14 protein-coding genes are annotated in these 13,845 nt (G+C 41.7%); 9 read left to right on the forward strand and 5 right to left on the reverse strand.

Translation table 11 applies throughout. The features are described from left to right. Positions 1-71 precede the first annotated feature (71 nt). The gene (locus AK823_RS10820) at positions 72-1,367 is read left to right on the forward strand and encodes a PD-(D/E)XK nuclease family protein (protein ID WP_068329157.1); all 1,296 of its coding nucleotides are present in this window, start codon (positions 72-74) and stop codon (positions 1,365-1,367) included. Between the two features lie 287 nt (positions 1,368-1,654). Here AK823_RS10820 and AK823_RS10825 read toward each other — a convergent pair whose 3' ends face one another. Next, positions 1,655-1,936, reverse strand: a complete 282-nt coding sequence (locus AK823_RS10825) for a DUF503 domain-containing protein (protein WP_068329160.1) — start codon at positions 1,934-1,936, stop codon at positions 1,655-1,657. Positions 1,937-2,099: 163 nt separating this feature from the next. On the opposite strand from AK823_RS10825, the gene AK823_RS10830 reads away from it, so the two are divergent. The 4 genes from AK823_RS10830 (at position 2,100) to AK823_RS10845 (ending at position 5,194) form a co-directional block, all read left to right on the forward strand. Then, positions 2,100-2,915 carry a threonine/serine exporter family protein gene (locus AK823_RS10830; protein WP_068329163.1) on the forward strand — a complete coding sequence of 272 codons (816 nt, stop codon included), beginning with the start codon at positions 2,100-2,102 and terminating at the stop codon, positions 2,913-2,915. Position 2,916: 1 nt separating this feature from the next. Then, positions 2,917-3,369 carry a threonine/serine exporter family protein gene (locus AK823_RS10835; RefSeq protein WP_068329166.1) on the forward strand — a complete coding sequence of 151 codons (453 nt, stop codon included), beginning with the start codon at positions 2,917-2,919 and terminating at the stop codon, positions 3,367-3,369. Between the two features lie 115 nt (positions 3,370-3,484). After that, a complete protein-coding gene (gene gorA, locus AK823_RS10840; protein ID WP_068329169.1) occupies positions 3,485-4,840 on the forward strand; it encodes a glutathione-disulfide reductase in 1,356 nt (451 codons plus the stop codon). A 141-nt stretch (positions 4,841-4,981) separates the two neighbouring features. Continuing rightward, entirely contained in the window at positions 4,982-5,194 is a 213-nt protein-coding gene (locus AK823_RS10845) for a hypothetical protein (RefSeq protein WP_068329171.1), read from the forward strand. A 29-nt stretch (positions 5,195-5,223) separates the two neighbouring features. Here the strand turns inward: AK823_RS10845 and AK823_RS10850 are convergent, their stop codons facing one another. Together AK823_RS10850 and AK823_RS10855 are read right to left on the reverse strand one after the other, a co-directional pair. Next, on the reverse strand, positions 5,224-5,880 hold the full coding sequence (locus AK823_RS10850) for a GNAT family N-acetyltransferase (RefSeq protein WP_068329174.1): 657 nt from the start codon (positions 5,878-5,880) through the stop codon (positions 5,224-5,226). Between the two features lie 108 nt (positions 5,881-5,988). Then, entirely contained in the window at positions 5,989-7,626 is a 1,638-nt protein-coding gene (locus AK823_RS10855; RefSeq protein ID WP_068329177.1) for an FAD-dependent oxidoreductase, read from the reverse strand. A 380-nt stretch (positions 7,627-8,006) separates the two neighbouring features. Between AK823_RS10855 and AK823_RS10860 the strand changes: the two genes are divergently transcribed. Next, a complete protein-coding gene (locus tag AK823_RS10860) occupies positions 8,007-9,239 on the forward strand; it encodes a tRNA pseudouridine(13) synthase TruD (RefSeq protein ID WP_082785710.1) in 1,233 nt (410 codons plus the stop codon). A gap of 82 nt (positions 9,240-9,321) precedes the next feature. On the opposite strand, the gene AK823_RS10865 is transcribed toward AK823_RS10860, so the two are convergent. After that, positions 9,322-10,785, reverse strand: a complete 1,464-nt coding sequence (locus AK823_RS10865) for a GGDEF domain-containing protein (RefSeq protein WP_082785711.1) — start codon at positions 10,783-10,785, stop codon at positions 9,322-9,324. Positions 10,786-11,160: 375 nt separating this feature from the next. Beyond that, positions 11,161-12,045, reverse strand: coding sequence for a PHP domain-containing protein (locus AK823_RS10870; RefSeq protein WP_068329180.1), 885 nt, complete (start codon positions 12,043-12,045; stop codon positions 11,161-11,163). A 308-nt stretch (positions 12,046-12,353) separates the two neighbouring features. Here AK823_RS10870 and ispZ point away from each other — a divergent pair, with 308 nt between their 5' ends. The 3 genes from ispZ to AK823_RS10885 all read left to right on the forward strand — a co-directional run bounded on the left by ispZ (position 12,354) and on the right by AK823_RS10885 (position 13,840). After that, positions 12,354-12,905 carry a septation protein IspZ gene (gene ispZ, locus AK823_RS10875; RefSeq protein WP_068037451.1) on the forward strand — a complete coding sequence of 184 codons (552 nt, stop codon included), beginning with the start codon at positions 12,354-12,356 and terminating at the stop codon, positions 12,903-12,905. Between the two features lie 195 nt (positions 12,906-13,100). Next, entirely contained in the window at positions 13,101-13,430 is a 330-nt protein-coding gene (locus tag AK823_RS10880) for a YciI family protein (protein WP_068037454.1), read from the forward strand. Continuing rightward, positions 13,427-13,840: a hypothetical protein gene (locus AK823_RS10885; protein WP_068329182.1), complete on the forward strand. Its 414-nt coding sequence runs from the start codon at positions 13,427-13,429 to the stop codon at positions 13,838-13,840. The genes AK823_RS10880 and AK823_RS10885 overlap by 4 nt, the downstream gene beginning before the upstream one ends. Positions 13,841-13,845 lie beyond the last annotated feature (5 nt).

The raw sequence follows: 13,845 nt of genomic DNA on the forward strand, positions 1-13,845 counted from the left end.
AGTATGGATGTATGTGTTATTTCGATAAACTTAATTTGATAATTTAAACTAAAACCACTAGGAAAATGACTATGCTCAACAATAATTTTAAACAAAAAATTTCAAGTTTACAGGATAAGGAACAAGCCTCTCTAAAGAATCACAATGATACAAAACAAGATTTTAATATATTTACGATCTTGCGTAAGACAGGTGAAGAAGTTGGTTTGCACTCTCGTTTCCTTGCCGAATTACTCAATAGAAATGCTAGTCATAAAATAGCAGACTTTCAACAATTATTCATTGAAACCGTATTAAATAATGCCATAGCAACACAAGAATGGAATCGAGAAAAATTAAGTCCTAAAGATGACTACAGTTGTGAAATTGAATATAGTTTTCGTAATTCAGATCATGGTAGAGCTGATATCATTCTCAAAAACAAAAACAACGTTATTGTTGTCGAAAACAAGATTTATGCTTTTGATCAAAAAGGTCAACTGGCTAAATATTATAAAGCGTGCCAAGAATTGGGCTATGACGATAAAAATATTTACATAGTATATTTAAATCGTTTTGGGGATGATGTGTCGCCCTATGGACAGGGAGATATTAGTAATGAAGACTATGGCGTGATTAGCTATAAAGAAGATGTTTTTAACTTTTTAAAACTATGTAAGGCAAAGGTAGTAGATTATCCGCATATAGAACAGACTATTGAGCAGTACATCAATACCGTTGCTAGAATTACAGGTCAAACAAGGAATGCAAAAATGAAACAAGAGTATGTAGACTTTCTGGCAAATGACAATAACTTTAAAACAGTTCACAACCTTAGCCAGAACTTTGAAACGTTTCAACAGCGTATTCAGAATGAGATATGGAATAGTTTATTGGCTTATTTTAGCGAGAAAAATATAGAGTTTACTTTTTGTGATAATCAGCTTTTACCTTATAGCCAAGAAAAAGCAGTAAAGCAGTACTTCTCAGGTGGTGGTACGAAAGGCAAAGCTAAGACGTACGGACTTTGCTATAGAATAACCGAAAAATATAACGTAGGAGTTTATTGTTATATTGAGCTAAATCATCGTTTGTATTACAGCATAACGTTAGTAGACAAGGATGGACGCCTTCCAGAATGTCCAAGCGATATGAAAGATTTCAAAGGAAGAGTTGAGAAACTACATAAAAACTGGGAGTATCAAGAAAAAAAGAAGAATTTAGGTGGTCAGGTTTATCCTCAACGCCCAGTCAATTTCAAAAACCCCAACGATAATTTTTTCGATATTATCAATGAGAAGAGTCGCGAAGAGTGGGTGGCCGAAACAGCTGATGATATTATTCAGCTAATCAATGATGTGAAGAATATCGATGTCCAGCAAGTGTGACGCTGTCTTGTTAAACATTATCATGTTTAATTATAAATAGTCGCCTTGAGGCGCAGTTTAGCCCCGATTGCAGTGGTTATCCTTGGTGACGCACAGGGCTGCGGGCGCTTGGCTAGAGTTGGTCGCTCGAATGTTGGAACGACTCTGGCCTTAGCGCCCGCCTCTGTGCTAGCCAAAATATGAGCGGGACAGAAAATTCCCTTTAAGGAATTTTCACTTGCGAAGCTAAAATTGCAGTGCAATTTTTTAACGCTTCTCAGGATTAGCTCCCAGTAATAAATCCCCACCTAAACAAACTCCCGCTCAACATTCATCATCCGCGCATCTACCATCCGCTCTATTTTCTCTTCAATTTGGCTGCATTGCGACTCGACCTCACGTTTAGACAGCCCGACGATCACAAACGTCCACTCGCTGGCATCATGTCGATCACGCTCACCGCTCTCACAGACTGCGACGCTTGGCGTATTGCCGAAGCGGGCGTGCAATCCGCCCATGCGTTGGCGTTTTTCTTTGAGTGAGCTACAGCCGGGTAGCGCAAAAGTCAGCGTTAAGATAGCAATATGCATTTTATTCTCCTTGCTACAGTGGTTTACGCTTTATAATAGTAGCAAATAAGCACGGCAAGTTATGCTATCGTTACCTTGCCGTATCGATACCTCATAACGACTCACACTGTTTATACTAATACCATTCATAAAAATCACAATAGCCAATATGCGTACTCGCCCAATGACTTCTATCAGCTACGTACAGCAACAGCGCATTACTCGATTATGCGTGCGCTGCGGATTACTCCTTATGCAATATGGTGCCGAGTCCGCTGTGGTGGTTGACTTGTCTAAACGTTTGGGATTCGCTTTGGGAATGAGTAGCGTAGAATGTTCGCTTAATTTTAATGCCATAACCTTGACGACCATCTGTAATGAACGCTGTATCACCACCACTCGAGACACTATTAATCAAAGCATCAATGTCAACTTATTGGTACAAATCCAGCAAATTATCAATAAAACCGAAGCCGATACAAATAGCGACAAGCTAGATAACAATAAACTAAAATCTGAGCTGACTGACCGCACCACCCTTGCGTTTGATGAATTAGATAAAACGGTTTATCCAACGTGGCTGGTGGGCATATTTGTTGGCGCATCTTGTGCCGCGTTTGCCAATCTTAATGGCGGCAGTTGGTCGATTACCGCCGTAACATTTATCGCTGGTATGGTAGCGATGTTCACCCGCATTTATCTGGCCAAGCACCACTTCAATCCCTTTATCACGGTCATTGTGACGGCTTTTATCGCCTCTTTGATTGGGGCGACGACTTACTATTTTGATATTGGTAATAATGCCGATATTGCCGTTGCCTCTAGCGTTCTACTGCTGGTGCCAAGCTTTCCTTTGATTAACTCTTTCTCAGACATCTTAAAGGGCTATGTCAATATTGGGATTGGACGTGCGGTTTTTACTTATATGTTGACCTTGTCCGCGTGCGTTGGCATCGTGATGGCGCTGGTTTTACTTCGCATACAGCACTGGGGGTTTTGACATGTGGTTCATTGATACCGTGGTATTGTCATGTATCATTACCCTTGGTTGGACGCTTATGTTCAGCGTACCCAAACGCTATATTCTACCTTGTTTGCTGATGACCGCGTTTGGGTTCGGGCTAAAAACAGCGCTTGTCTATCAGCACATACATCTCGTGGTAGCCAGCTTTTTTGGAGCGATGCTTGCCAGCTTTTTGGGGGTGTACTTTTCTAAAAAATATACCCTACCACCCAAAGCATTAATCTCACCAAGCGTCATCTGTATGATGCCAGGTATCGCCGCTTATAAGGCGATGGTCAGTATGGTGCAGATTGGCTATTTTGGCTTTTCGGACGAATTATTTAGCCAAATGATGGTGTATTTGTTTGAGGCGTTGTTTGTGACCTCAGGATTGGTGCTGGGTTTGTCCATTCCTGGGCTGTTATTTTATAGACGTCGTGCCATTGTATAGCTGAGTCTAGAGGCTAGCTGCCACAGCTTTACGATAAAAACCTTGTAAGATTTATTATTATACCCATTACCATAGAGTTCAAAATTGTACCAAAACTTAATAAAGAGACATAACAATGACAAAACATTATGATTATATTTCCATTGGCGGCGGTAGCGGCGGTATTGCTTCGATCAATCGAGCCGCGAGCTATGGCAAAAAATGCGCCATTATCGAAGCTGACCAATTGGGCGGCACCTGCGTAAACTGGGGCTGCGTACCTAAAAAGGTGATGTGGTATGGGGCACAAGTTGCCGAAGCCATCGAAAAATATGCGCCTGATTATGGCTTTGACGTGGAAGTAAAAGGCTTTGATTTTCAAAAGCTGGTCAATAGTCGTCAACAGTATATCCAAAACATTCACCGCTCTTATGATAATAACTTGGCGAAAAATGGCGTTGAAGTGATAAAGGGTTTTGCCAAATTTATCGATACCAATACGGTCGAGGTTAATGGCGAACACATTACCGCTGACCATATTTTGATTGCTACAGGCGGTCACCCTATTCTTCCTAATATCAAAGGCGCAGAACACGGTATTGATTCTGATGGATTTTTTAGGTTAAACCATTTGCCAAAACGTGTGGCTATCGTCGGCGCAGGATATATCGCTGTTGAGATCGCGGGCGTACTTAACAGTCTAGGCGCTGAGGTGCATTTGTATGTTCGTCAGCATTCACCGCTACGCTCATTTGATCATACTATCGTCGAGGCCTTGCTGATAGAAATGGAGCAAGACGGCATTCAACTGCATACTGAAACCACCCTTACTGAAGTCAATAAGAATGAAGATGGCAGTTTAGAGTTATGTACCAAAGATGGCGCTCTTGATACCGTAGATTGCTTGATTTGGGCGATTGGTCGCGCGCCTTCCACCGATACTATCAACTTGGATGTCACAGGCGTTGAGACGACGGACAACGGCAAAATCAAAGTCGATAAGTTCCAAAATACTAATGTTGAAGGCATTTATGCGGTTGGCGATATTATTGAGAACAGTATTGATTTGACGCCAGTGGCTATCGCGGCGGGTCGTAGGTTGTCTGAGCGCTTGTTTAATGACAAAACCGATGAGCATTTAGTTTATGATCTTATCCCGACGGTTATCTTTACCCACCCTGCTATCGGCACTATTGGCTTGTCTGAGATTGACGCTATCAATCATCATGGCAAGGACAATATCAAATGCTACACCTCGACATTTACCTCTATGTATAGCGCGGTGACTCAGCATCGTCAAAAGTGCGTGATGAAGCTAGTGTGCTTAGGAGATGATGAAAAAGTTATCGGTTTGCATGGTATTGGTTATGGTGTTGATGAGATGATTCAAGGCTTTGCGGTGGCGATAAAAATGGGCGCGACTAAGGCTGACTTTGATGATACCGTTGCTATTCATCCTACAGGTTCGGAAGAATTTGTGACGATGCGTTAGATAGACTGGGTGCTATTAGAAGAAAGGCTATTCTTGACGGAATAGCCTTTTTTATTGCCTATTTTTTATTTAGTGCAAAGTCACATACAGACAGCACAATCATGATGCTGCTATGATGCGTTTAATAATGACCGTTGCGAGATGACTGTGTGGCAGGTATACCTTTTTATATTACCGATTGGTTTAGGCATCATGACCTTGGCAGCAAGCTTATTGTTTTTATTTGCTTACCTGATGTCTGATGACAATGCCACGCGCTTGCCTGCTTTCAACTGGTTTAAGCGTTTAATTATTGTGGCATTTGTTCTGCTAAGCATTGGCTTGTTTATGACCTTTGGGCATTTTTGGGGTTAGCTCAAGTTTGATATAGATAAAGTTAACCTTTAAGCGTTAACGATTTTCTCTAACTCTAACAACTCTAAATCCTGACGTTTTGGTTCGCCATTATTGCCATCATATGGAAATGGCATCTTATTACCATTCAACTGATAACCACGGCGCTGATAGTAAGCCAATAGCTCAGGGCGATGGCTTAAAATAGACATAGTAAGACGGGTTGGTTGGCTGTTACTTTTTAAATGTCTTTCAGCGAAAGTTTCAGCGGCTTGTAATATTACATTACCAACGCCCTGCCCCTGCAGCTCTGGATGTACGGCAAACATACCAATATAAGCTTTGTTATCATTGTCAGTCCTATTAAGGTCGCTCTTATTTGTATTGTCATCAACTTTTATATCGACTGCAATACAACCCAACAGCTCACCGGTTTCATCTGCATCGCGTTCGCCAGTCGTCGTTTTTGGATAAATGAACAGATAGTGTTTTGGATTGGCAATGATGCTTGCCAGCTCAGCTTGAGTGATACGAATGCCACCGACGAGATCTGCTTCATTGGTCCAGCCTTCCGTCTCACGATAGCAGCGGTTGAGCAGCTGTTCGAGTGCGTCAATATCATCCGCTTCTGCTTGTCGTAAAAATACTGATTCTCTATTCAAGTGGTTTTTGCCTGTCTGTTCTTTATTTATCTGTTCTTTATTCATGAAACTGGTCGTCCTTTTCCGTCTATTTAGTATAAAAGGCTATATAATAAAAGGCTGATCTAAATTAATAGACCAGCCTTTATAGTAAACCTTATAACCCTCTAAATGCTAGCGTGATAATGCCTGCGCTTGGTCAATGAGATTAAATCCTACATTAATTTGTGCGCGCGTTGGCCCATGACCACGGCGAAGTAGCTCAGAAAAAGCGACCAGCTCTTTATCACGCCCTAACGTGCTAGCAGCACTCGCACGCGTATCTTCCCCATCGTCATCAAAGTAATATTCAATATAATCTAGCGTATCTGGCGAGCCAAACAAGATATTGTTATCTGGCGAGGCGGCGTAGCCGCTATAGCGTAGGCTTTTGCCATATTGTGCGGTCCAAAAGAAAGGAATACGTTCCTCTAGCGTGTTGACGTTGTCTTGATTTAAGATAGCTGCTGCTGTCACGATACCGTGTTGCAGAGCCACCCGCCAATGCTCAATACGCATACGTCCCATTTGGTTGGTCGCTTTGGCAATATCACCCAGCGCATAGACGCCATCACGCAGTTGTAGATGCTCATCCACTTGCACGCCATCCGGAGCGTTCACCTCATTTAACATCTCGGTACGTGGTGCGACACCTGTACCTAAAATGACAACATCTGCTGCAATCGTACTGCCATCTGATAGTTTTACACCGCTGACTTTACTACCTTCTCCATTGATTTCATCAACACCCGCGCCAAATACGAACTTCACCCCTTTTTCTTCGTGGAGTTTGATGAGCGCATTACTCACCGTTTCAGAGACGATATTGCTCATGACGCGGCGGCTGCGCCCAATAACGGTGACAGATGCTGCCTTCCCCGCTTCCGTTAAAGCAGACGCTGCTTCCATGCCGATAAAGCCTGTGCCTACAATGACGACATGCTTGTTATCACTGGCCGCTTTGATGTCTTTGGCATCATCCATGCTGCGTAGCGTATAGACACCATCCAAATCAGCACCTTCAAAAGGCGGTATCTTAGGCTCAGCACCTGTCGCTACCACTAGGAAGTCCGCAGTTTGCTGTTCACTATTACCACTCTCATCTTTCATCACAATAGTACGCTCATTGGGTAATACTTCGCTGACGGTTTGGTTTAAGCGTAGTTCGATATTATTTTTACTGGCCCACTCGCTGCCGCCAAGCATCAGATATTTCTCTTCCATTTTTCCTGCCAAAAATGCTTTCGACAATAAAGGGCGGTTATAAGGGGCTTTATCATCTTTACTAATCAAGGTAATCTTGCCACCATAACCGGTATGACGCAGCTGATTGGCCGTCATAAAACCAGCACCTCCGCCACCAACGATAATGGTATGGGTATCGGTTAGCTTGTCATTTTCAACGCGTTTATCTATCTTTGCTGAAGTATTGACGGTCAAGCTATCGCCCTCATCTGTCAGCTCATATTGAGTCAATCCGCGCATGGCAACTGGCTCTAATAGCGTGCCATCACGGCTATCAAAGCTGCCATGATGCCACGGGCAGACCACTCGATTACCACAGCGCATACCATCACCTAGATCTGCACCAACATGAGGACATTTGCCATCAAAGGCAAAAAACTCGTCCTCATCACGGGTAATTAAAATGATACTATCGTCATCTTGTTTATATGACTTCATACCGCCACTTGGAATGTCAGATTTATTGATCGTTACTAGATTTTTGGCGGCGATCTTGTTGTCGGCTTGGTTATTATTAACTTGGCTCATAGGTCATCCTTAACAGTTATAATTACTTCCTGAATAAAACGTGTTTGAGATAGTCGATATACTTTAATGAATACAGGTTTACTGCGGATTACCAAGCGTTACTGGAAGGAATTTTACCAAGCCTCTGTCGGCGTAGACACAGCAAGCGAGAAAAATTTATACCAGTCACGCATAATAATGTTATGTATCCATTTTATTTAGTATCGACTATATATTCAAAAAAAGCAGATTCATTGATAGTAGCAAGACCACTTATCGTACGTTGTTTATTTGTATGTTTGCTGCGTTGCAAAACGTAACTTCCTAACCTTTACTAGCTTTTTAACGAACAGACCTACTCTTTTAACCTAAAACTTATAACCAAAATACAAGACGACTTTATGAATTCTCAAGATCAAGATAATCAGAACGAAATGACAGCTACGTCTACCTCTGAACCTGACTTAAACAGTCAGTCATCTAATAATAAACTGTTTGATATCACCAGTATTGATATCGAAGCAGCGACAGATACTGCACAATTACCGCAGCCGACTTTGCCACCTATCAAACAAGCGAATTACAAGACCCATAACACAGATTTTGTCGTCAATGAGATATTGCCGTTAGAGTTTACAGGCGAAGGCGAGCATCTCTGGCTACATATTGAAAAGTCAGGGGTAAATACTGCCTATTTGGCTAAATTACTATCAGAGTGGGCAGAGATTCCCTTACGTGATGTCGGTTACTCAGGACTCAAAGACCGTCATGCGCTGACTACTCAGTGGTTTAGCCTACGAATACCAAAAAAGCAATTGCCAGAGTCTGAGTTTGCACCAGTAGATATCAGCGACAACGAGTCTGTCACCATACTTGCCCAACATTGGCACAATAAAAAGCTTAATCGCGGTACACATAGAGCCAATCAATTTATTATCACCTTGCGAGATATTGAATTGGAAAATGACGATAAGTCGTCTGTAGAACAGCATTTGCAAAATATCAGCTCAAGCGGCGTACCCAATTACTTTGGTCCACAGCGTTTTGGATGGAATGGTAATAATATTCGAGAAGCCTTGGCATTGTTTGCACGCCCAGCGCCAGAGAACCGACCACAGCCAAAGAAGAGCAAACGTAAACGTGCGCCGCGAGAGCAAAATTCTATGGAATTGTCTGCCGCGCGTAGCTTAATATTCAATGAGATATTGGCTGCACGGGTACGGGATGGTAGTTGGAATACTGGACTCGCAGGTGAGGTGTTTAACTTAGATGGCTCAGGCTCGATATTTACCAGTGAAGAAATAGACGATACTTTACGCGCGCGAGTTGCTAGCGGTGATATTCATCCGACTGGCGTGTTATGGGGTATGGCTAATGACAAAGTCAGCGCCGTAGCAGCTCAACTTGAAAACGATGTGGTACAGAATAGTGCGTTATTAACACAGCTGGCAATGGGGTTAGAGAAGCGCGATGTGAAAGCACAACGACGAGCGCTGAGATTACCAATTGAAGAGATGAGCTGGGAGTGGCAAAATAATGATGAGCAAACGCTGGTATTAAACTTTACGTTGACGACTGGCAGTTTTGCGACCAGTGTATTGGCAAGCTTGGTGCAACGGTTAAGCACCTTGTAATTAAGTGCATAGTGCATGAAGGTCAAACAATCTTTATTAAACTGCGCTGTCATTAGCTGCTTGCCAATGGGATAGCAGCTTTTTAGATGCAATAAAGGGGCTCAATATTACTATTTTCCGCTGCTAGCATCTCGTTGGCGCTAACGACCTGATTACGGCCACGATCTTTGGCTTCATATAAAGCTTTGTCTGCTATCCTAATTAAGCGCTGGCAAATATCACTTGGCAATTGCGCCTTTGGTAGCTCTGGAGCTTGTTTAGTCACCCGCTTGCCTCTTCGCGACTTAACTATCTGCGACTTTGTTAGCTGCGGTGCGTGTTCTTTTGACTTTATAGAGGCATATCTTTGCTTAATGCATGTCCGCTCAGTATGAGTCAATGTATAAAGCCCTAGACTCGCCGTTATACTAAAGCTTAGACTATGATTTACTTGAATCACATGATTGGCAATATCGCAACGCAATTGTTCTGCAATAGTCATCGCTAAATCATGCGCCATATCAGGTAAAATGATTAGAAATTCTTCACCGCCATAACGGCTAACAATGTCTATATCAGCGAGTGTATCCATCAATATATTCGCAACTTCTTTTAATACTTGATCGCCGACTTCATGACCATAATTATCATTGATATATTTAAATAAATCTAAATCTAACAAGATGACGGTATAGTCCTGAGTATCTGTCAAATCTGCTAGCGTTTGCCGCATTTGGGTCAGACCATAGCGTCGATTCTTCAGTCCTGTCAGCTCGTCATGATTGGCATGCTGTATAATTTCTTTTTTACTGTTATCTAAGATTAATAATAGTGTACTAAATACATATACCATAAAAATAGCTTTGGGCAATGCCAAATACATGTGCGTTGCACGCCAAAAGAATACTGAAGAACGACGAATCTCGTTTATGCTATCCCAGCTAAGCGTACCATCTTGAAAAATAGTGGCTGCTATCGCATTTTCCATATTAGTCATCTCGGTATAAGTCTGATAACTATAAGTACCAAGCGGTAACGAAGTAATGGTGAGTTGACGCATACTGGGCAAATTCACGCCCAAATAAGGCAAAATAGCCACTAACATAATCAAGAATACTTGAATTAAGAATGCATACCAAATATAACGACGGCGTACCAGCATCATCGCCAGCATAGTACCGCCAACTAGCGACACTCCTGAGACCAAACTACTATGACCCATTACCAAAACGACAACTGCAATATATAAGCTATAGACAAAAATTAGTACGATTTGCCAATTATGTAGACGTTTATAGTCATTTTTAATATGCGATAAATGGCCTACCATCCACCAAAAAAACAATCCCATCAGCGTTATGGTTACCCATATTGGATATAATAGCGCCATATCTACATAGCTGCCAAAGGCATCTTGCCGTAACCATACAAGTAGACACCATAACCAATGCATGGTGACTTCCATCACAATGAACAAGGCTAACAATGATGCTCTATCCGCAGCTTGCCACTCAAAAATCATTTGGGAAAGTTTTTTGTAGCCTAGCCGATATATCGATGTAACCATATACGCGTTACCACGTGCACATTCAATCTGTCGTTAACACTAACCCAAACGGAATCGTTTGTTGATAGCCACTGACAGACTGATAGATAAGTTCAAAGCATTAAAAGCGTTGCGCCTTTATTACTATATTAGTATTAATCCTAGGATATGGCAGATGAGCATCTTATTGGTTTACTCTTTAAATGATTGATATGCTTTGTAATTTTTATCAAGCCATCCATCGACGCAGCACTATACTCGTTTTTGTGAATGTTATTCTTACTCGTATAATTCTGATATGTTTATTATTGAGTTTGACAACTTTCAAATAGTTTAGCAATACGATTGTTATAAAGGGTATCTATATACGATATATGGTTGATAATTGCTTCATAATTAATAACTAGTATTTTCAAAAAGTTGCCAGACTCCGAGCTGCTCAGTAGTCAGACTTGGCACATCACCCAAACGTCGCCATGGCATATTACTACCATGAAAGTCACTACCAATTGAAGCGACAAGCTCATGTTCAGCAATACTACGATCAACCATTTTTCGGGTGCTGATCGGCTCACTAGTCGCTGGTAACTCACAAGCATCACCGCCAAGCTGAGCAAACTCTTCGATAAGCTTACGTACTCGTGTAGCCGAAAGCTGATAACGCGTTGGATGCGCGAGCACTGCTTTACCGCCGCAAGCATGAATCAGCTCAATACCATCCGCCATACTCAGGGCATCAATCGCCACATAAGCGGATTTATTGTCGGCTAAATATTTATCGAAAGCCTTTTGTACGGTCTTAACTTCGCCACGCTCAAATAACACTTGCCCAATATGCGCACGCCCAACTGCTTGTGGATTGCCACCAGCTTTATCAAGTACGGCTTGCCAAAGCTCATCATAATCAATATCCAGCAGCTTACTGAGTTTTTCAGTGATACGCTGACCACGAGTTGCCCGGCTTTCTTGCAATTGTAATAAGGTTTCATGCATTTTTTCGCGATCTGTAAAATCGAGTCCAAGCACATGAATGATTTTATTGGTTGATTTATTCTTACCATAACCGCCGTTTAGCGTATGCTCACAGCTAATCTCAACGCCATTGATAAGCGTCATTCCATATGCAGTTGCTGCTGCTCTAGCTTCATCAATGCCTAGTAAAGTATCGTGATCAGTTAATGCCAGCACATCGACACCAGCTGCATGCGCGCGCTGCACTACATCTGCCGGTGCATAAGTGCCATCAGAACAGGTACTATGGCAATGTAAATCGAATTTCATAAAGTTGGCCTTAGGTTTTTAATACGGATATTGATGGATTAATTGGGAATAATTGAATGAATAATATAATTGATTCAATTTAAAAGATGTACAAGGCAACCGAGTGCAGATGTATAAGTGACACTTCAAACGAGGTTAACGCTGTAACTCTTTTATAGTGGATTGACTATAGCTAAATGGATGAATAGTAATGATACGTATTATGGCTTACGCCTATTATCGAATATGATTGTAGTGTTGTCTGCTTTTTTTTAGCGCAGTAGACGTGTAAACTACCCACTACGTTTTTGTTGGACATCCCACTTGTTATGAAAGCATTACTAGACTTCATTCCTCTGATTGCCTTTTTTATTACTGCCCGTCAGAGCGGTATTTTGGCAGCAGCAGGTGCCTTGCTGATTGCAACTATTATCATTTATGCGATTCATTTCGTGCGCCAAAAAGGTAAATTCGATAAGCAGCAATGGGTTGTATTACTATTAACCATTGTGTTTTGTGGTGGTACGCTACTGCTACGTGATGACATCTATCTACGTTGGAAATCACCAATTATCAACGGTATCTTTGCCTTAACGTTGTTTATTAGTGCGGCTATCAACAAGCCTCTAATGCAACTAGCGATGAAAGATGTGTTCACCCTAACGATGAGTGGCTGGAAAAAGCTAACTGTCGCATGGGCACTGTTCTTTGCCTTTATGGGCGTATTACATTATATCACGGCATTTACAATGTCTGATGAAGCATGGATTAACTTTAAAACCTATGGCTGGATTCCGATTATGTTGGTGTTCGTTGTCGCTCAATTTGCGGTATTAAAAAAGCATCTAAATCCAGCCTTAACTGACAAGTCTGCGAAATAAAGGTTAATAATAGTATCCTGCTTGCTTACTTCTATCAGCATTAAAAATAAAATATACTTTGGTATTCGTTATTTTATAATAAAAGTTAAATGGTTTCTAAATACCCATAGCGACAATAATTAATTGTTAATGACAAATCGGTATTATTCTTACCGATTATAACTCTTTATTCTTACTACTTATTAAGGAAGGATTATGTCTTTATTTGCTATCATTGGTCATGATGTGGCCAACAGCGCAGCACAGCGTCAAATTACGCGTGCTGAACACGTTGAACGTTTACAAGCTTTAAGTCGCGAGCAACGCCTAGTTATTGCAGGGCCAACCCCTATTGAACATGGTAAAAGTGATATGTCAGGCAGTCTCATTATTGCAGATTTTGACTCACTTGAAGCAGCGCAGGCATGGGCAAGCGCAGAACCTTATCTACGTGATGGCGTGTACAGTCACGTTGATATCAAGCCTTTTATAAAAACGTTGCCAGCACCTACTAACGATATAGCAGATAAGGTAGTGCCATCGTGAGTCAGCGCTCATCTTTGTTAAAAAAATATTATAAATATAGTCTTGCTAGCATCATTGTCATCACTGCGATATCAGCGCAAGCTGCCCCAACGGTCACGAATACCGATCCGGCAGCAACGCCGCCTGCAACGAATCAAAATAACGCTAATCAATCAACGACACCAGCTAACAATACTTTAGCAGCACAACTACAGCCTTCAGATAAAGCATTATCCGATGCCAACCAAGCGCTACTCAGTCGCAATGCACAGCTACAAAGACAAGTTAATGACTTACAAACTCAAGTTAACGTCTTAGTCTATGAGAGCAAAGGTCAGTTGTTTTTATATGGTGCTTTCACGGTGTTGATTAGCTTATTAGTCGGTATTTTCGTCTCGTGGTTAGTGTTTGTGCGTCGTGAGCGCTGGTAGTATCA

Origin of the sequence: Psychrobacter sp. P2G3 (assembly GCF_001593285.1) — a bacterium.
Taxonomy (GTDB): Bacteria; Pseudomonadota; Gammaproteobacteria; order Pseudomonadales; family Moraxellaceae; genus Psychrobacter.